The sequence below is a fragment of the Cellulomonas sp. NPDC055163 genome (assembly GCF_053607065.1).
On sequence record NZ_JBSGSU010000004.1, the window covers coordinates 143,531 to 162,429 of the forward strand.

The following is an 18,899-nucleotide window of genomic DNA, read 5'->3' on the forward strand; positions in this document are numbered from 1 at the left end:
CCCCCTCAGGACGAACGTGAAGGTCGTGCAGGAGCGGGTCCTGCGCCACGGAGGAGGAGCCGACATGAACGGGATGTGGGGACCGGCGCTCGACGCCGAGGTGGCCTACCGGGTCGAGCAGCTGCACGCGGCGTCGCGGTCGGGCAGCGCGCAGGGGCGCAGGGCCGAGCGGGCCGACGGGCGCGGCTCCCGGTCCCGGGTCCGCACGGCCGCCGGGGTGCGACCGGGCCGTGGGTGGCACCTGCCAAGATCGGGGGCATGGCACGCAGCGCGGTGAGCACCCCGTTCGTCGCCCGGGCCGACGAGGTCCGGCGGCTCACGGACGCGCTGGGGCGCGCCGGCGCGGGGCAGCCCGGCGTGGTGCTCCTGGGCGCCGACGCCGGGGTCGGCAAGACGCGGCTGCTGCGCCGCGCCGCCGAGCTCGCGGAGCAGGCGGGCGCGACGGTCGTGACGGTGCACTGCGTGGACCTCGGGGAGATCGGCCTGCCGTACCTGCCGTTCGCCGAGGCCCTCGCGCGCCTGCGCGACCAGGTGCCGGGGGTCGTCGAGCCGGCCCTGGACGCCCGCCCCGTGCTCACGCGGCTCGTGCCGGCGCGGCGCGGGGCCGGCCTCGCCGCCGTCGGTGCGGGCGGGCACGCCGGTGCGGGCGGGACGGGTCCGGGCGGGACGGGCGCGGGTCGCGCCGGTGGCGAGCAGGGGGCGCCGCCGGACGACGCGCGCGACCTCGGGCCCGGCGAGGACCAGGCGGGCCGCCTCCAGCTGTTCGACGGGATCGCCGCGGTGCTCGGTGCCGTCGGCCGGCCCGGGGCGCCGCTGCTGCTCGTCATCGAGGACCTGCACTGGGCGGACGCGTCGAGCCGGGACGTGCTGCGCTTCCTCGTGGCGCGGCTGCGCGACGAGCACCTCCTCGTCGTCGCGAGCTACCGCACCGACGACCTGCACCGGCGCCACCCGCTGCGCCCGATGCTCGCCGAGATGTCGCGGCACCCGCGCGTCGAGCGCATCGACCTGCCCGCCTTCACGCGCGACGAGCTGCGCGAGTTCGCGGCGGCGTTCGTCGGGCACCCGCTGCCCGAGGCGGACCTGCTGCGCGTCGCCGAGCGCTCGGAGGGCAACGCGTACTTCGCGGAGGAGCTGCTCGACGCCCGCTCGGGCCCGGAGACGCTGCCGTGGACCCTCGCGGACGTGCTGCGTGCGCGCCTCGAGCACCTCGACCCGGCGGTCCAGCAGCTCGCGCGCATCGCGTCGGTGGCGGGCCGCCGGGTGACGGAGCCCCTGCTGCGCGCCGTCGCGGCGGACCCGGAGGCGGGGTTCGGCACGAGGTCGGTCGACGACGCGCTCCGCGAGGCCGTCGCGCACCACGTGCTCGTCGGCGAGGAGGGGCGGATCGCGTTCCGGCACGCGCTGCTCGCGGAGGCCGTCTACACCGACCTGCTGCCCGGCGAGCAGGTCGCGCTGCACCGCGCCTACCTGCGGGCGCTGCGCGCCGAGCCGTCGCTCGGGCCGCTCTCGCGCCTCGTGGTGCACGCGCTGGAGTCGCACGACCTGCCCGTGGCCGTGGACGGGTCGTGGCGTGCCGCCCAGGACGCGGCGTGCGTGCTCGCCCCGGCGGAGGAGCTCCGGCACCTCGAGACCGTGCTGCGGCTGTGGGAGTCGGTGCCGGGCGTGGACGGGCTCGTCGGGGTCGTCCGGGTCGACGTGCTGGAGCGGGCGGCCGACGCCGCGAGCCGGTCCGGGCAGGTCGAGCGCGCGATCACCCTCGCCCGGGAGGCCGTCGCGGCAGCCGAGGACGACCCGCGCCGCCGCGTCGCGCTCCGCACCGAGCTGGCCCGTCACCTGCTCGCGGCGGACCACGAGCTCGAGGCCCTGCGCAACGCGACGCGGGCGCTGGAGGACGACCCCGAGCCCCGCCAGCTCGGGTGGGTGCTCGCGACGCACGCCCGTGCATCGCTCCGGGCCGACCGGGACGACGACGCCCGCGCCTCGGCCACCCGGGCCGTCGAGGTCGCGCGGGAGCACGGCGAGGCCGCCGCGGAGTCCGACGCGCTCGCGACCCTCGCGGTGCTCGTCGTCGACGATCCCGCACACGCCGCCGAGCTGCTCACCACCGCCGAGCGCCGGGCCCGCGACGCGGGCGACCTCGTGACCGTCCAGCGCTGCACGTACAACCTGGCGACGACGCTCTACTACGACGGTCAGCTCGGCGAGGCGTCCCGCGTCATCGCGCGCGGGCTGGACGAGTCCGCGGCGACCGGGCTGGCCTGGACGGAGTTCGGCGTCGCGCTGCGCTTCTTCGGCGAGCTCGTGCGGTACGCCCTCGGGGACCTGACTCCGGCGCGCCTCGGCAGCGAGCCGCTGATCGAGCTCCAGCCCGGGCTCATGGCGTCGGTGGGCCTGTACGCGGCGGTCGCGCGCGGGGACGCGGACGCCGTCACCCGGGGGCGTGCGTTCGAGCCCGGCTGGGAGCGCGACGCCCAGATCGCGCTGCTCAGCGGCGGCTGCCTGATCGACGCGCTGACCTGGTCGGGCGAGGTCGAGGAGGCCGCGTCCGTCGGCCAGCGGCTCATCGACCACCTGGGGCGCACGTGGAGCGAGACGTTCCTCGGCGCCATCTGGCTCGCGGCGCTCACGATCGCCGCTCTCGCCGACGACGCGCACGGGCGCCGGCTCGTCGGGGCCGACGCCGCCGACCTCGTCGAGCACGGCACGGCGCTCCTCGCACGTGCAGCGCGGGTCGCCGAGCGGGGACGTCCCCGCGGCGGGCGGCTGGGGCCCGAGGGTCGGGCGTGGCTCGCGCGCGCCCATGCCGAGCACGCGCGGCTGGTCGGCGCCGACGACCCTGCGCTCTGGCGGGCCGCGCGCGACGCCTACGCGTACGGGTACCGCTACGAGGTGGCCCGGTGCGAGTGGCGCTGGGCTGCGGCGCTGCTCGACGCGGGCGACCGTGCGGCGGCGACGGAGCACGCGCGGATCGCCCACGAGGAGGCGGAGTCGATGGGTGCCCGGCCGCTCGCCGGCGCCGTCCGCGACCTCGCGCGCCGCGGCCGGCTCGACCTGCCCGGCGTGCGCCCCACCGGGGTCGACGTGCTGACGGCGCGCGAGGCCGAGGTCCTGCGGCTCGTGGCGCGAGGGCTGTCCAACCGGCAGATCGGCGAGGAGCTGTTCATCAGCGCCAAGACCGTCAGCGTGCACGTGTCGAACCTGCTCGCGAAGCTCGGGGCGTCGGGGCGCACCGAGGCCGCGACCCTGGCGCACCGGCGGGGTCTGCTCGACGGGTCGTGACGCCGGCAGCGGGCGGGCGCGAGGGCCGTGCCGGGGCGGTGGCCCGCACCTCCGGTCCGGCGAGAGTGCCGTCACGCGTGCGTGCGGAGTGCGTCGGGAGGCGTCGGGGTCGGACGTGAGGTAGTTCACCCGGCGTTCACGAACCCCCGGGGTTACCGTGGAGGTCGGCCCACTTTCCCTGTGCATCGCCACGCGCCTCCTCGAGAAGAGCCCCTCATCACGCGTCCCGTCGTCCTCGTCCACGGTGTCCGCACGTCGTCCGCGATCTGGACGCACCAGGTCAGCGCGCTGGCCCGCAACGGCCACCGCACGATCGCCGTCGACCTGCCCGGCCACGGCCGGCGCGCGCACGAGCGGTTCACGCTGTCGGGTGCGCTCGCGACGATCGACGACGCGGTCGCCTCGTGCGATGTCCCGCCGCTGCTCGTGGGCCTCTCGCTCGGCGGGTACATGTCGCTCGCCTACGCGGCGCGCCACCCGTCGAAGCTCGCCGGTGTGCTGCTCGCGGGCTGCTCGACCGAGCTGCGCGGCAAGCCGCTCGGTGCCTACCGCCGGCTCGCCCACCACGTGACCGGGGCGCTGCGGATCGGCGGCGGCACGTGGCACGTCGTGACAGACATGCTCGCGGCGGTGCGCGGGTACTCGCCGCTGGCGGACCTGCGCCGCGTGCACGTGCCCGTCTGGCTCGTGAACGGGCGCCGCGACCCGCTGCGCCTGGACGAGCGCCGCTACGTCAGCGCCCGCCCCGGCACCCGGCTCACCGTGGTGCCGCGCGCCGGGCACGACGTCAACAGCCACGCCCCCGCGGCGTTCAACCGGGTGCTGCTCGCGGCGATGCACGAGCTGCGGCTCCCGGAGCCGGCGGTCGTCGCGCGGCTCGCGTCGGCGGCCTGACTTCGCCCGTCCGGCACGGCGACACGTCCCGGCCTGACAGTCCCCCTCCGGGCACGGCGACAGCCCTCCGCCCGACCGTCTCCCGCCGCGGACGGCGTCAGGCCTCCGCCTCCCGGCGCACGACCCGCACGAGGTTCTCGACGCTGAGCCCGAGCTCACGCGTCCGCCGCACGTACTCCCGCGCCGCGACCGACGCCTCGCGCTCGCGGTCCGCGCCGCGCACCGCCACGAACGTCCCGAGCCGGCCACGCGTCTCGACGACCCCGGCCTGCTCAAGCTCGCGGTAGGCGCGCGCGACGGTGTTCGGGGCGAGCCCCAGGTCGTCGGCGAGGCGGCGCACGGTCGGCAGCCGGTGGCCGGGCGGCAGCTCCCCGGCGACGGCCTGCGCCTCGAGCTGGCTGCGCACCTGCTCGTAGGGCGGCACGTGCGAGGCGGGGTCGACGGCGAGCGTGGACGGCATGACCGGGCTCCTCGTGTCGCGGTCCGGACGGGGGCGCCGGACGATCTGTACCGCGTTCGTCTCACCTCGACGGTACAGACGTGCGACAGACGGTGTCAGGAGTCGGACCCGTCCGCGTGGCGCTCGACCTTGGTGTCCGGGCCGGGGAACACCAGCGTGCGCTCCCCCGTGTCCGACCACTCGACGACGAACGGCGGCTGCCCGTCCGGGTGGCGCAGCTCGACGACCACACCCTCGCGCACATGGCCGCCGACGATCGTCGGCCGGCTCACGATCAGGTCCCCTACGGCCGCTCTCATGGCACGTCTCCCCTCACGAGCGGGTGCCCTCCCATCATGCGCGCGCGGCGCCGCCCACGGAACCTCGCCGAGCACCGCGCCGGCTTCCCCTCCGGGACGACGTGGGACCGCGCGGGCCTCCCTCCGGCGCGACCCGAGACCCGCGCCGGTCGCGTCCGCGCAGGTCCGGACCGCACCGGCCCGAGCGCCGCACCACCGGCACGCCGTCGGGAACCGGTGCGCCCGTGGGCGCCCGCGTCTACGGTGAGGCGCATGGCGCCGTCGAAGACACCTGCGGTCGAGCTCGAGGTCGAGGGCCGGACCGTGCGGGTCACCAGCCCGGACCGGCTCGTCTTCCCCGAGAGGGGGCTGACCAAGCTCGACGTCGTGCAGTACTTCGTGTCCGTCGGCGGCGGGATCCTCGGGGCGCTGCGAGAGCGGCCGACGACGCTCGAACGGTGGCCCAAGGGCGTGTTCGAGGGCGCCCGGCTCTCGACCCGCACCGACTCGACGGGCGACGCCTTCTTCCAGAAGCGTGTGCCCCAGGGCGCCCCCGACTACGTCGAGACCTGCACCATCGCGTTCCCGAGCGGCCGCACGGCCGACGAGGTCTGCCCGACCGAGCTCGCGGTGGTCGCGTGGGCCGCCAACATGGGGACCCTGACGTTCCACCCGTGGCCGGTCCTGCGCGCCGACGTCGACGCCCCCGACCAGCTCCGCATCGACCTCGACCCCCAGCCGGGCACCGACTACGCCGACGCCGCACGCGTCGCCCCCGAGCTCCGGGCGATCCTCGAGGAGCACGGCCTGCAGGGGTTCCCGAAGACCTCAGGCGGGCGGGGCCTGCACGTGTTCGTGCCGATCCAGGCGCACTGGACGTTCACGCAGGCCCGCCGCGCGACGATCGCCGTCGGCCGCGAGCTCGAGCGGCGACTCCCCGACCAGGTCACCACGAAGTGGTGGAAGGAGGAGCGCGGGTCCAAGATCTTCGTCGACTACAACCAGATGGCCCGCGACCGCACGATCGCCTCCGCGTACTCGATCCGCGCGAACCCCCGCGCGACCGTGTCGGCGCCGCTGCGCTGGGACGAGGTCCCCGAGGTGCACCCCGACGACTTCGACGTGCTGTCCATGCCCGCACGGTTTGCGCAGGTCGGCGACCTGTTCGCTCCCCTCGGCCCCGACCGCAGCGGGCTGCCCGACGACGGGTACTCGATCCGTCCGCTGCTCGACCTGGCGGACCAGGACGAGCGCGACCACGGGCTCGGCGACCTGCCCTACCCGCCGGAGTACCCCAAGATGCCCGGGGAGCCCAAGCGCGTGCAGCCGAGTCGCGACCGGGACCGCCCGGCGGCCGCCGCGGAGCCGGACGCGCCCGCCGCGGACTGACCCGAGTCCGGGTCGCTGCACCCGCGACTCAGCACCGACACCGAAGCCGACCCGGAGCCTGGTGCCTGGTGCCTGGTGCCTGGTGCCAGGTGCTCAGGTGCTCAGGTGCTCAGGTGCTCAGGTGCCAGCACGCTGCCCGGACGAGGCGGTCCGCGGCGCACCCCCGACGCGCCAGGAGGGCGTTCGACGGCGCGCGGTTCGACCGGTCGGTCGTCGACGGCGCGCGGTTCGACCGGTCGGTCGTCGACGGCGCGCGGTTCGACCGGTCGGTCGTCGACGGCGCGCGGCCCCGCCGGTTCAGTCCCCAGCGGTTCAGTCCCCGCCGCGTCGGTCCTCGACGGCAGGCGGCCGCGTGATCCGCACGACGCCCGCGTCGAGGTCGACGTCGAACGGCGGCGCCTCCGACGGGCGCTGCACGATCGCGGTCCGCTGCCGCTCGCGCTCCTGCGTCAGGTGGGTGCGGCTCGGCTGGAACACCTCGACGAGCTCGCCGAGCATCCCGGCACCGGCACCGGCGCCGTCGCTCGCGGCGCCGCGCGCCCCGCGCAGACCACGTGCGCTCAGGCGCTCGAGCAGCACGAGGACGACCGCGACCAGCACGACGACCGCCACGAGGACGCCCCACCCGCTACCCATCACCCGAGCGTACGGCGGCGTGCGCAGCGCCGTCCGACCGGGCGCCGACGGCACGCCGCGGCGGCAGTCGTTAGCGTCAGGGCATGTTCCTGCTCGACGACGGCGCGCCCGTGCTCAGCCCGAGCGACCTGGCTGTCTCCGCGACGTGCGAGCTCGCGGTCCTGCGGCGCCTCGACGTGCAGCTGGGCCGGGCCGAGGCCGTCGTGAGCCCGCCCGGTGCGCTCGACGTGCGCACGGCGCAGCTCGGCGACGCGCACGAGCAGCAGGTCCTGGCCCGGTACCGCGCGCTGCACGGGGCGTTCGACCCGGCGACGGGGCGGGGGGTCGCGGTCGTCGAGCGGCCGCCGTTCGTCTGGGCCCGCGACCGGCGGGTGCTCGAGGACAAGCACGCCGAGACGCTCGCGCTGCTGCACGGCGGCGCCGACGTCGTGCACCAGGCCGGGCTCTTCGACGGCGGGCTCAGCGGCTGGGCGGACTTCGTGGTCCGCGAGGGCCACGGCGACGCGGGGGGCGACGTCGCACCCCGTCCCGGGCACACCACGCAGTACACGGTCGTGGACGCCAAGCTCGCGCGGCACGCCCGCACCACGGCGCTGCTCCAGCTCGCGGCGTACGGCGACCTGCTGGCCCGCGCCGGGGTGCCGGTGTCGCCGCACGTGCACCTCGTGCTCGGCGACCGCACGGTCACGAGCCACCGGCTCGACGAGCTCGCGCCCGTGTACCGCGAGCGCCGTGCCCGCCTGGAGCGGCTCGTCGAGGCGCACCTCGCGCAGCCCGGGCCTGCGGTGTGGGGCGCGCCGGGCGTGCGCGCGTGCGGGCGCTGCGACGTGTGCGCGGCCGAGGTCGAGCGGACGCGGGACGTGCTGCTCGTCGCGGGGCTGCGCACCACGCAGCGCGCGCGGCTGCACGAGGTCGGGGTGCGCACGGTCGACGAGCTCGCCGCGAGCACCGGCCCGGTCCCCGGGGTCGGCGCGGCGACGCTCGACACCCTGCGCGCCCAGGCCCGGCTCCAGGTGCGGCAGTCACCGCCCGGCGGGACGGGCGCTCCCTGGGCGGGGGATGCCACCCGCGGCGACGCCGCGCAGCCGGACGGGTACGGCGACGTCGAGCCCGACGCGCTCGGCCGAGCCCGCAGAGGCGAGGCCCCGCTCGTCGTCGACCTGTTCGCCCCGGAGGTCGTCGGCCTGCTGCCGGCGCCGGATCCCGGGGACCTGTTCTTCGACTTCGAGGGCGACCCGCTGTGGGTCGACGGCGACTCCGGCGAGTGGGGTCTGGAGTACCTGTTCGGCGTGGTCGAGGCCCCGGCCCGTCCCGGCGACGAGCCCGTGTTCCGCACGTTCTGGGCGCACGACCGCGCGGCCGAGAAGGGGGCGCTGCTGGACTTCCTCGACTACCTCACCGAGCGTCGCCGGAACCACCCGCACCTGCACGTCTACCACTACGCCGCGTACGAGAAGTCGGCGCTGCTGCGCCTCGTGGGCCGGCACGGTGTCGGGGAGGAGGTCGTCGACGACCTGCTGCGCGACGGCGTCCTGGTCGACCTGTACGCGACCGTGCGCGCGAGCCTGCGGACGGGCGCGTCGTCGTACTCGATCAAGAAGCTCGAGCCGCTGTTCCGGACCGGCGCCCGGGACGGGTCGGGGGTGACGACCGCGGGCGACTCGATCGCGGAGTACGCAGCGGCGTGCACGCTGCGGGCCGTCGGGGCGCTCGACGAGGCGCAGCGCCGCCTCGACCAGATCGCGGCGTACAACCGGGACGACTGTGTCTCGACGCTCGGCCTGCGCGACTGGCTGCTCGCCCGGGCGGCGGAGCACGGCGTGCACCCACGGCCGCCGATCGACGCCGAGCCGCTCGACGGGGTCGACGACGAGGCGCCCGAGCGCGACCCGCTCGTCACGACGCTTCTCGCGTACGCCGACGACCCGGCGGGCACGCGGGCACCCGCAGACGCGGCGCCGAACGACGCCGAGCCGACGCGCACCGGGCCTCCGCCCGCCGGGCCCGGACGCACCGCCGCCCACGGCCGCACCGCCGACCAGCAGGCCGTCGCGCTCCTGGCGGCCGCGCTCGGGTACCACTGGCGTGAGGACAAGCCGTTCTGGTGGGCGCACTTCGACCGGCTGAGCGCCGCGCCCGACGAGTGGACGGAGCGGCGCAGCACGTTCGTCGCCGACGAGGTCGAGGTCGTCGAGGGCTGGTCGACCCCGCCGCGCGCCCGCACCGCGCGACGCGTGCTGCGCCTCGTCGGCCGGCTCGAGCCGGGCAGCGACCTGCGCGTCGGCGCCACGGCGTTCGCGCTCTACGACCCGCCGCTCCCGTCGGCGGCGAAGCGCAGCGAGGGCGGCCTGCGCGGCTGGACGGAGCGCGTCACGGTGCGCGCGGTGGGCACCGAGACGACGCTCCAGGCACCGGACCGCGACGTCGTGCTCGTCGAGGACGCCCTGCCGTCGGACGCCGCCGAGCACGACGCGCTGCCGATGGCGCTGGGTCCGTGCGCGCCGCCCCGGACCGCCTCGATCACCGCGGCGGTCCGCGCGCTCGCCGAGGACGTCGCCGCGCGGCTGCCCGCCGTCCCGCACGGCCCCGCGCTCGACCTGCTCCGCCGCGTCCCGCCGCGCACCCGCACCGGCGCCCCGCTGCCCGGGGTCGGACGCGCGCTCGACGGCACCCCGCGCTACGTCGAGGCGATCACGGCGGCGCTGCTGGACCTCGACGAGTCCTACCTCGCCGTCCAGGGACCGCCGGGCACCGGCAAGACGTACACGGGCGCGCGGGTCGTCGCGGCGCTCGTCGCGCGGGGGTGGCGCGTCGGCGTCGTCGCGCAGTCGCACGCGGTCGTCGAGAACTTCCTGCGTGCGCTCGTCGCCGCGGGCGTCGACCCCGACCGCATCGGCAAGAAGCCGTCCGAGGCGACCGACCCCGGCGCGCCCTGGCGGCACCTGCGCAGCGAGGTGCAGTTCGCCGAGCTCCTCGGGGACCCGGGTGCCGGGGGCGGTGCGCGCACGGGCGAGGGTGCGGTCGTCGGCGGCACCGCGTGGGACCTCACGCACACCGGCCGGGTCCCCCGCGGCTCGCTCGACCTGCTCGTCGTGGACGAGGCCGGGCAGCTCTCGCTCGCCGACACCGTCGCGTGCTCGGTCGCGGCGCGGCGGCTGCTGCTGCTCGGCGACCCGCAGCAGCTCCCGCAGGTCAGCCAGGGCGTGCACCCCGAGCCCGTCGACCGCTCGGCGCTCGGCTGGCTGACCGACGGCCACGACACGCTCCCGCCGCACCTCGGGTACTTCCTCGCGGAGACGTGGCGCCTGCACCCGGCGCTGTGCGCGGCGGTCTCCCGGCTGTCGTACGAGGGGCGGCTCACGAGCGTCCCGGCCGCCGGTGAGCGCTCGCTCGACGGGGTCGAGCCGGGCGTGCACCGGGTGGTCGTCGAGCACGAGGGCAACGCCGTGGCGTCGGTCGAGGAGGCCGCGGCGGTCGTCGCGCTCGTCCGCGACCTCGTCGGGCGCCGGTGGTGCGACCCGTCCGCGCACGCGCCCGGCGCCGCAGTGGACCGCCCGCTCGAGGCCTGGGACGTGGTGGTCGTCGCACCGTTCAACGCGCAGGTGTGGACGGTCCGCCGCGCGCTCGACGCCGCGGGGTTCACCGGCACGCGCGTCGGCACGGTCGACCGGTTCCAGGGCCAGGAGGCGCCGGTCGCGGTCCTGACGACCGCCGCGTCCTCGGCCGAGGACGTGCCGCGCGGCATCGAGTTCCTGCTCGACCGGAACCGGGTGAACGTGGCGGTCTCGCGCGCGCAGTGGTGCGCGTTCGTCGTGCGGTCGGACGGGCTCACCGACCACCTGCCGGCGACGCCCGAGGCGCTCGCGCAGCTCGGGGCGTTCGTCGGGCTCTGCGAACCGGCCCGGACCCCTGCCGGGGCGCACCCCGGCGGCGCTAGCGTGGCGACGTGAACCGTCGCCCGCTGCCCCAGTCCCTGCTCGGTGTGCTGGTCGTCGCCGTCGGGGTCGCCGCGCTGCTCGACGAGCTCGACGTCGTCGACGTGAGCCTGGGCGACATCGTCTCGACGTGGTGGCCGCTCGCCGTCATCGGTGTGGGCGTCGCCGCACTCGCGACCGTCCCCCGGGCCTGGGTCGGCCCCGTGGCGGTCCTGACGGTGGGTCTCCTGCTCCAGCTCGGTGAGCTCGGCCTGCTCGACGTGAGCTTCTGGGGTCTGCTGTGGCCGATCGGAATCATCCTCGTGGGCATCTCCCTGATCACGCGGCTCGGCACCCCCGGAACCGACGACGCGGTCGTCAACTGCGCGGTCGTCTGGTGGGGCGCCGAGCGGCGCTCGACGTCGCGCACGTTCCAGGGCGGCAGCCTCACGGCGATCATGGGCGGCATCGACCTCGACCTCCGCCAGGCCGACATCGCGGGCCGCGCCGAGATCGCGGTGTTCGCGCTGTGGGGCGGCGTCGAGATCAAGGTGCCGACGACGTGGCGCGTGACCGTCACCGGGCTGCCGGTGCTCGGCGGCTGGGACAACAAGACGACCCCGCCGCTCGACCCGGACGCCCCGGAGCTCGTGGTGCACGTCACGGCGATCATGGGCGGCACCGAGATCCGCAGCGGCGTCCTGCTCAGCAAGGACTGAGCCGGGATGCCCCCGACCGGCACCCGGCACGACGTGCGTCTCGACGACGGCCGGACCCTCGCGGTCCACGACACCGGCCCCGTCGCCGGCGCCGGCGGCGGCTCCGCTCCCGGCGCGGGCGACGCCCTGACGCTCGTCTGGCACCACGGCTCGCCGCAGACCGGCGCCCTGCTCGACCCCCTGGTCCGCGCGACCGCGTCCCGCGGGATCCGGATCGTCTCCTACGGGCGCCCGGGCTACGGCGGGTCGTCGCCGCTGCCCGGCCGTGACGTGGCGTCGGCGGGGCGCGACGTCGAGCAGCTCGCGGACGCGCTCGGGATCGGCCGGTTCGCCGTCATGGGCTCGTCGGGCGGGGGTCCGCACGCGCTGGCGTGCGCCGCCGCCCTGGGTGACCGCGTGACCGGGGTGGCGACGTTCGCGAGCCCGGCGCTCTGCACCGGGGACGACGCCTGGTTCGCCGGCATGGCCGACGACGCGGCGCTGCGGGCCGCGCTGCTGGGCCGGGACGCGCGGGCGCGCTTCGAGCTCACCGCGGAGTTCGACCCGAGCGTCTTCGTGGCCGCCGACCGGGAGGCGCTCGCCGGGCCGTGGGCCGCGATGGACGACGACGTCGCGCTGGCCGCGAGCGCCGGCAGCGACGGGTTGGTGGACGACGACGTCGCGCTCACCCGGCCGTGGGGCGTCGAGCTCGGGCAGGTCGGGTCGCCGGTGCTCGTGGTGCACGGCGAGGCGGACCGGATGATCCCGGTCGCGCACGCGCACACCCTCCTGCGCGGCTGCCCGCGCGCGGAGCTGTGGCTGCGGCCCCGCGACGGGCACGTCTCGGTGCTGGGCGCGGTCCCCGTCGCGCTCGACTGGCTGCTCGACCACGCGCGCGACGCGGCGGACGGCACGTCCTCCGACGGGCGGGCCGCCGCCCCGCACGTCGCACGGGACGCACCGGCCTGACGCGGTCGCCCGCGGACGGACTCACCGGCGTGAACCGGTCGCCCGCGAACGCGCCCCGGGTCAGGGCACCGGCACCGGGTCGCCCTGACGCACCCGCGCCCGGTACGCCTGCGGGCTGACCCCGTGCGCGCGGCGGAACGCGGCGCTGAGCGCGAACGCGCCGCCGTACCCGACCTGGCGGGCGACCGCCCCGAGGGTCGCGTCGGTGCTGCGCAGGGCGTCGGCCGCGAGCGCCATGCGCCAGCCCGCGAGGTACGTCATGGGGGGTTCCCCGACGAGCTCGGTGAACCGGCGGGCGAACGCTGCGCGGGACACCCCGACCTCGGCGGCGAGGCCGGCGACGGTCCACGGCGCGTCGGGCCGGTCGTGCACGAGCCGCAGCGCGCCGCCGACGACCGGGTCGCCGTGCGCGCGGAACCACGTGGGGGCGTCGGCCCCGGGGCGTGCGCACCACGCCCGCACGGCGGCGACGAGCACGAGGTCGAGGAGCCGGTCGAGCACGACGGCCTGACCCGGTGCGTCGCGCCCGATCTCGGCCGCGAGGGCGTCGACCACGGCCGTCGCGCCCTCACCGTGCCGCACCACGACGAGGGGCGGGAGGGCACGCAGCAGGCGCTCGCCGACGACGCTGTGCTCGGGGTAGGTGCCGACCAGCATGAGGTCGGGGCCGTCGTGGTCGTTGCCCCAGGTCCGCACGCCGAGCTGCATCGCGAGCTCGAGGCTGCGGCCGTCGAGCGTCGTGCAGCTCTGGTCGGGGTGGATGACGACGCTCGGCGGGGTCCCCGGCTGGTCGGCGAGCGTGTACGGGTCCGGCCCCCGCAGGATCGCGACGTCGCCGGGACCGAGCGCCTCGGGTTCCCCGGAGTCGGGCAGGGCCCACGCGGAGCCGCGCAGGAGCGCGACGACGGTGATCGGCGCGCGGTCCTGCACCCGGATGGACCACGGCGGTGCCATGACCGCGCGGAGGAGGAACGCGCCGAGCGCGCGGGGTGAGTCGAGCAGCCCGGAGATCGGATCCATGACCCCACCGTAGACGCACGCACATGCTCGTGCGCGTCTCGGCCATTCACCGTCTCATCTGGGCGCGGTTGGCTCGTCCCATGACGACGACACCGAGCTCCCCGACCACCACCCCGACGACCGCAGCAACCGCCCCGGGCGGCGACCCCGGCCGCACGACCTCCCCCAGCCCGGGGACCGTCCTCGTCCTCGGCGGCACCGGCAAGACCGGTCGCCGCATCACCGCCCGCCTGCGCGACCGCGGCGTGACCGTGCGCGTCGGCTCCCGCTCGGCGACCCCGGCGTTCGACTGGGAGGACGCGACCACCTGGGACGCCGCGCTCGACGGCGTCGACGCCGTGTACGTGTGCTTCGTGCCCGACCTCGCCGTCCCCGGCGCCGCCGGCTCGATCGCTGCGTTCGTCGCCCGGGCCGAGGCCGCCGGCGTCACGCGGCTCGTGCTCCTCTCCGGGCGCGGCGAGGAGGGCGCGGAGGAGTGCGAGCGCCTCGTGCTCGCGAGCCGGATCCCCGCGACGGTGGTCCGGGCGGCGTGGTTCGACCAGAACTTCAGCGAGTACTACCTCGTCGACGGCGTGCTCGCGGGCGAGGTCGTGCTCCCGGCCGGCGACGTCACCGAGCCGTTCGTCGACGTCGACGACATCGCGGACGTCGCGGTCGCCGCGCTCACCGAGGACGGCCACGCGGGCGAGCTGTACGAGGTCACGGGGCCGCGGCTGCTCACGTTCGCGCAGGCTGCGGCGGAGATCGGCGCCGCGACGGGTCGCCCCGTCGCCTACGTCGAGGTCCCCGTCGCGGACTACGCCGCGGCGATGACGGGCATGGGGGCGTCCGACGACGAGGTGTGGCTGCTCACGTACCTGTTCTCGACGGTGCTCGACGGGCGCAACAGCTCGCTCGCCGACGGTGTGCAGCGGGCGCTCGGCCGCCCGCCGCGCGACTTCGCGGAGTTCGCGCGCGACGCGGCCGCCGCAGGCGCGTGGGGCACGCCGGCCGCGGGCTGAGACGACGACGGGGGCCCCGCACCGTCCCGGGTGCGGGGCTCCCGTTCGTGCGGGTCCGGCGCGTCAGCGGCGGAAGTACCCCGACACGTCGACCACGAGGTCGGTGCGGTCGTTCGCCGAGTAGACCGACACCTTCCCCCCGGTGCCGAGCCGCACGATCGCGAGGTTCGGCTCGTCGCGCCCGGGCACGAGGTTCAGGTTCGAGATGTCCGGGAGCGTCGCCGGCACCGTCGTCGGGAACACCCGCACGTGCGTCCGCCCGCGCGGGTCGGACGCCGTGACGTTGAGGACCACCGCCCCCGCGTCGACCGGGACGCCCGCGACACCGCCGACCGCGAGCACCGCGGGGACCCCCGTCGCGAGGGGGCCGGCGGGCAGCCCGAACCCGCTGCGGGTGTCCGCGATGCGCTGCGGGGCGAGCGGCACGTACCCGTGGTCCCCCGTCGGCGTGTAGTAGCCGGCGAGGTCCGCGAGGAGGTCGAGGTCGGAGCCGTGCGTGTAGAGCCGCACACGCCCGCCGTCGCCGACCCGGACCGTCACGAGGTTCGCCTGGTCCCGCCCCGGGTACAGGTTGAGGTTCGAGACGTCCGGCAGCTCCTGGCTCTCCGACGCCGCCGGCGCCGGGACGACCCGCACGTGCGTCTCCCGCTGGACGTTGGTCGCCGTCACGTTGAGGACCACCGCGCTCGCGTCGGCCGGGACGCCGTTGCGCCCCGTGACGACGAGGTCGACCCAGCGCCCGGCCCGGATCCGGGCCGAGGGGACCCCGCCCGTGCCGTTCCGCGTGTCGAGCGCGCGGACCGGCGCCACCGGGACGTACGCCGTCCCGCCGCCGGCGGTGTAGTACCCGGCGAGGTCAGCCACCAGGTGCGTGCGGGTGCTCGACGCGAGGAGGCTCACGTACCCGTCATCCCCGAGCGCGACCGTCACGAGGTTCGGCTGGTCGACGCCGCGCACGATGTTGAGGTTGGACACCCCCGGAGCGGCCTGGCCGGCGCGCGTCGGGTACACGCGCACGTTGCCGGCACCGGTCGCCTGCGTGGCCGTGACGTTGAGGACGACCGCGGTCGCCTCGCCGGGCACCGCGTCCCCGCCCAGCTTCAGGTCGACGACCTCGTCCTCCTCGAGCATGCCCGCACCGACGCCCGTGCCGTTGCGCGTGTCGAGCACGCGCGCCGGGTCGACCGCCGTGAAGCGGTCCCCGTCCGCTGCGACCGTGAACCAGGTGCGGAACACGTCGGGGTGCACGCGGCCCTCCGTGTCGGTGACCCCCGCGACGACGACCTCGTAGTGCGTGCCTCGCGCGAGGTCGGCGGTCGGTGTCAGCGACACCCGCCGCGTCGCAGGGTCGTAGCCGACGGACGCCGGTACGTCGGCACCCGTGGCGCCGTCGACGAGCCGCACCGTCTGCGCCGAGACCGAGGACCCGGCCAGGTCGCGGCCGGTGGTGACGGTCGCCGTGGGTCGCACGCCGACGCCGGCGGTGTGCGGTGCGGGATCGGCCGCGTCGACCCAGCCGCGCGGGGCCGGGTCGTCGAGCCGGACCTGGCGCAGAGCCACCAGGGCGTCGCTCGCGAGGACGGCGTCGAGGTGACCGTCGCCGTCCAGGTGCGCGAGCTCGAGCGCCCCCTCGGTGAGGAAGCCCCAACCGCCGACGGCCGTCGTGACCGGGGCGCCGAGACGCCCGTCCGCCTTCTGGTGGAGGGCGCTGACCTCGTGGTCCTGCGACCCGGAGCCCACGAGGACGTCCGTGCGCCCGTCACCGTCCAGGTCGCCCAGCGCGTGCGTGTCGAGCCCCCGCGCGAGCGGGTAGGCGGTGCTCGGCCCGAAGCCGCCGTCCGGGAGCTGCGGTGTGACGTACAGGCTGTCGGTCCACGGGTCGGAGCGCACCACGTCCGCGCGGCCGTCCCCGGTCACGTCGCCGACCTGGGGAAAGTAGCCGGTCGCGTCGAGCGGGATCGCGGTCCCGAACCCGGCCCCCGCCACCCGCGGCAGGACGCCGTCGCGGCAGACCGCGTCGGGCAGACCGTCGCCCGTCACGTCGACGACAGCGGCCGTGCAGGCCGGCAGGTCGCCGCCCCGGGTCAGCCGTCCCGTCCCGTCGTTCAGGTACGTCGTGGGGACGCGTGCCCCGAAGTCGGCGCCCACCGCCGTCGCGGCGTCGACGTCACCGTCCGCGTCGAGGTCCACCAGGGTGAGCTCGTGCGCCCCGCCGGGGACGGCGAGCGCCGCGCCGAGCACGAGCGCGTCACCGTCCTGCTCGAGCACCTGGAGCCCGGCGGTGGTCGCCACGACCGCGTCGGCGTCACCGTCGCGGTCGAGGTCCGCGGACGCGACCCCGCGCCGGGCGCGGACCTGGCCGAGGGGGACGTCCGTGAGCGGCGCGAGGGTGCCGTCGCCGAGACCCCGGTACACGTGCGCCGACTGCATGCCCTCGACGACGACGAGCGCGTCGGTCGCAGGGTCGCCGGTCAGGTCGCCCACCGCGACCCACGCCGAGGCGTCGACCACGTAGGGCTGCCGGCTCGCGGTGAACTGTGCCGGGCCGTCCGGCGTGACGCTCACGCGGTACGTCTCGTCGGTGACGGCGCCGCTCGCCTTCGCGACCCGCACGTACAGCGGGCCCGCGGACGGGCTCGGCACGCGCACGTGCTCCTCGCTCCCCGAGCCGCTCGCGTCGACCTCGGCGAGCACGCCGTCCGCGGCGCTGCGCACCTCGAGGGACAGGTCGGCCTCGGCCGAGGCGCTCGGTCGGCCATCGACGAGTGGGTCGACCTGCACGCGGTACCACCCGGCGGCCGGCACCTCGAGGCGGAGCCAGTCGACATCGCCCTCGGGGCTCAGGTTCGCGACGACGCTCGAGCCCAGGACGCGCCGGGCGCTCGCTCGGGTGTCGTCCGGCGTCGCCTCCCCCGGCGCCCGGTCCAGGGGCACCGCCGGCGCCACGGTCCTCGCCGGGGCGTCGACCGCTGCCGCCGCGTCGAGCACGCCACGCCCGTAGAACGGGTCGACGCCGCGCGGTCCCGCGTCGCGTGCGGTGCTCAGGATCCGGTCCTCCACCACCGCGGGCGTGGCGCGCGGCGTGCGCGCGAGCACGAGTGCCGCCGTGCCGCTGACGAACGGGGCCGCGAGCGACGTCCCGCTCGCCTGGTTGTACCCGCCGCCGAGAGCGGGCCCGACGATCTCCGAGCCCGGCGCCGCGATCGAGACCCAGTCGCCCCAGCTCGAGAAGTCCGTGAGCGCACCGTCGTCGTCGGTCGCGCCGACCGCGAGCACGCCGGGGACCTGTGGCGCGTACGCCGCGGGGTACTGCGCGACGTCGCTCCCGTCGTTCCCGGCGGCGACGACCACGACGACCCCGCGGGCGACGGCCGCCTGCATCGCGGCGAGCAGCACGGGCGACAGGTCCGGGCCCCCGAGCGAGAGGTTGAGGACGTCGGCGCCGTGGTCCACCGCCCAGGCGATGCCCTGCGCGACGACCGAGTCGGAGCCGCGGCCCCGGGCGTCGAGCACCTTGACCGGGAGGAGGCGCGCGCCGTGGGCCGCCCCGACCGCCCCCACGCCGTTGTTGCCGTGTGCCATCGCCGCGCCGGCGACGACGGTGCCGTGGCCGTGGTCGTCGGCCGGGTTCGCGTCCCCGTTGACGAGGTCGGTGCCGGGCTCGATCGAGCCGGCGAGGTCGGGGTGCGTCGCGTCGACGCCGGTGTCGAGCACCGCGATCACGGTGCCGGCGCCCGTGCTCATGTCCCAGGCGCGCGGGAGCCGGGTCAGGTCGAGGTACGGCCACGTGTACTCGACCAGCGGGTCGTCGGTCCACGCGGCGGCGGAGCGCACGTGGTCGAGCTGGACCTCGGCGACGAGCGGGTCGGCCTCGAGGCGCGCGACGACGTCCTCGGGCGCCTCGTCGCCGAGCGGGACCTCGACGAAGCCGGTCCCGGCGACGTCGTCCGTCGCCCGGACGTCGAGCGCACCGAGCGCGGACCGCTGCTGGTCCTCGCCCGCGCCGTCGACGAACCGGACGAGCACGCTCTGGGGCGCGGGCAGCTCGGCCTCGGCGCCCCGCTCGTCGCCGAGCGCGCGGACGTCACCGCGGTCCGTCGGGCGCTCGCCCCCGGTCGGGTCGAGCACCTCCTCCGACGGCGCGGCGGGCGCCTGGAGGGCTGCGGGGCCGGCGGCGGCGGGGAGGACCCCCGCCGCCAGACCGAACCCGACGCACACGGCGGTCAGGGCGGCGATGCGAGGACGCACGATTCTCCCGGTCTCGTTCCCCAAGGACGTGCTCACGCCCCCGGCCACTGCACGCAGCGGGCGCGTCGCCGGCCGCGTCGTCGGACGCGTCGGAGACCCCCTGCACGCCG

The 18,899-nt window shown here is 76.8% G+C and carries 12 protein-coding genes; 7 read left to right on the forward strand and 5 right to left on the reverse strand.

What is annotated here, in order from left to right:
• Positions 1-258 precede the first annotated feature (258 nt).
• Positions 259-3,282 (forward strand): helix-turn-helix transcriptional regulator, encoded by a 3,024-nt coding sequence (locus tag ACWFNE_RS09105; RefSeq protein ID WP_452122099.1) that lies wholly within the window; start codon positions 259-261, stop codon positions 3,280-3,282.
• Positions 3,283-3,462: 180 nt separating this feature from the next.
• Positions 3,463-4,176 (forward strand): alpha/beta fold hydrolase, encoded by a 714-nt coding sequence (locus ACWFNE_RS09110; protein ID WP_452122100.1) that lies wholly within the window; start codon positions 3,463-3,465, stop codon positions 4,174-4,176.
• Between the two features lie 97 nt (positions 4,177-4,273).
• Here ACWFNE_RS09110 and ACWFNE_RS09115 read toward each other — a convergent pair whose 3' ends face one another.
• Both ACWFNE_RS09115 and ACWFNE_RS09120 read right to left on the reverse strand, forming a co-directional pair.
• Positions 4,274-4,636, reverse strand: a complete 363-nt coding sequence (locus ACWFNE_RS09115; RefSeq protein ID WP_452122101.1) for a GntR family transcriptional regulator — start codon at positions 4,634-4,636, stop codon at positions 4,274-4,276.
• Between the two features lie 95 nt (positions 4,637-4,731).
• Positions 4,732-4,935 (reverse strand): DUF1918 domain-containing protein, encoded by a 204-nt coding sequence (locus ACWFNE_RS09120; protein WP_452122102.1) that lies wholly within the window; start codon positions 4,933-4,935, stop codon positions 4,732-4,734.
• Positions 4,936-5,187: 252 nt separating this feature from the next.
• Here ACWFNE_RS09120 and ligD point away from each other — a divergent pair, with 252 nt between their 5' ends.
• Positions 5,188-6,303, forward strand: a complete 1,116-nt coding sequence (gene ligD, locus ACWFNE_RS09125) for a non-homologous end-joining DNA ligase (protein WP_452122103.1) — start codon at positions 5,188-5,190, stop codon at positions 6,301-6,303.
• A 312-nt stretch (positions 6,304-6,615) separates the two neighbouring features.
• On the opposite strand, the gene ACWFNE_RS09130 is transcribed toward ligD, so the two are convergent.
• Positions 6,616-6,939: a DUF6191 domain-containing protein gene (locus ACWFNE_RS09130; RefSeq protein ID WP_452122104.1), complete on the reverse strand. Its 324-nt coding sequence runs from the start codon at positions 6,937-6,939 to the stop codon at positions 6,616-6,618.
• Positions 6,940-7,022: 83 nt separating this feature from the next.
• On the opposite strand from ACWFNE_RS09130, the gene ACWFNE_RS09135 reads away from it, so the two are divergent.
• Genes ACWFNE_RS09135 through ACWFNE_RS09145 form a run of 3 tightly spaced genes read left to right on the forward strand, consistent with a single transcriptional unit; the run spans position 7,023 to position 12,520 of the window.
• On the forward strand, positions 7,023-10,889 hold the full coding sequence (locus ACWFNE_RS09135) for a TM0106 family RecB-like putative nuclease (RefSeq protein WP_452122105.1): 3,867 nt from the start codon (positions 7,023-7,025) through the stop codon (positions 10,887-10,889).
• Positions 10,886-11,572 carry a LiaF transmembrane domain-containing protein gene (locus ACWFNE_RS09140; RefSeq protein WP_452122106.1) on the forward strand — a complete coding sequence of 229 codons (687 nt, stop codon included), beginning with the start codon at positions 10,886-10,888 and terminating at the stop codon, positions 11,570-11,572. Before ACWFNE_RS09135 ends, ACWFNE_RS09140 begins: the two co-directional genes overlap by 4 nt.
• Positions 11,573-11,578: 6 nt before the next feature.
• Positions 11,579-12,520 (forward strand): alpha/beta fold hydrolase, encoded by a 942-nt coding sequence (locus ACWFNE_RS09145; protein WP_452122107.1) that lies wholly within the window; start codon positions 11,579-11,581, stop codon positions 12,518-12,520.
• A 60-nt stretch (positions 12,521-12,580) separates the two neighbouring features.
• On the opposite strand, the gene ACWFNE_RS09150 is transcribed toward ACWFNE_RS09145, so the two are convergent.
• A complete protein-coding gene (locus ACWFNE_RS09150; protein ID WP_452122108.1) occupies positions 12,581-13,540 on the reverse strand; it encodes an AraC family transcriptional regulator in 960 nt (319 codons plus the stop codon).
• Between the two features lie 80 nt (positions 13,541-13,620).
• Between ACWFNE_RS09150 and ACWFNE_RS09155 the strand changes: the two genes are divergently transcribed.
• Positions 13,621-14,541, forward strand: a complete 921-nt coding sequence (locus tag ACWFNE_RS09155; RefSeq protein WP_452122109.1) for an NAD(P)H-binding protein — start codon at positions 13,621-13,623, stop codon at positions 14,539-14,541.
• A gap of 63 nt (positions 14,542-14,604) precedes the next feature.
• On the opposite strand, the gene ACWFNE_RS09160 is transcribed toward ACWFNE_RS09155, so the two are convergent.
• A complete protein-coding gene (locus ACWFNE_RS09160) occupies positions 14,605-18,789 on the reverse strand; it encodes a S8 family serine peptidase (RefSeq protein WP_452122110.1) in 4,185 nt (1,394 codons plus the stop codon).
• Positions 18,790-18,899: the final 110 nt, after the last annotated feature.

Bases quoted from the DNA above. Each gene is read 5' to 3' on its own strand.
- ACWFNE_RS09150 (WP_452122108.1), bottom strand. From the start codon at position 13,540: ATGGATCCGATCTCCGGGCTGCTCGACTCACCCCGCGCGCTCGGCGCG.
- ACWFNE_RS09135 (WP_452122105.1), top strand. From the start codon at position 7,023: ATGTTCCTGCTCGACGACGGCGCGCCCGTGCTCAGCCCGAGCGACCTG.
- ACWFNE_RS09155 (WP_452122109.1), top strand. From the start codon at position 13,621: ATGACGACGACACCGAGCTCCCCGACCACCACCCCGACGACCGCAGCA.
- ACWFNE_RS09145 (WP_452122107.1), top strand. From the start codon at position 11,579: ATGCCCCCGACCGGCACCCGGCACGACGTGCGTCTCGACGACGGCCGG.
- ACWFNE_RS09130 (WP_452122104.1), bottom strand. From the start codon at position 6,939: ATGGGTAGCGGGTGGGGCGTCCTCGTGGCGGTCGTCGTGCTGGTCGCG.
- ACWFNE_RS09105 (WP_452122099.1), top strand. From the start codon at position 259: ATGGCACGCAGCGCGGTGAGCACCCCGTTCGTCGCCCGGGCCGACGAG.
- ligD (WP_452122103.1), top strand. From the start codon at position 5,188: ATGGCGCCGTCGAAGACACCTGCGGTCGAGCTCGAGGTCGAGGGCCGG.
- ACWFNE_RS09120 (WP_452122102.1), bottom strand. From the start codon at position 4,935: ATGAGAGCGGCCGTAGGGGACCTGATCGTGAGCCGGCCGACGATCGTC.
- ACWFNE_RS09115 (WP_452122101.1), bottom strand. From the start codon at position 4,636: ATGCCGTCCACGCTCGCCGTCGACCCCGCCTCGCACGTGCCGCCCTAC.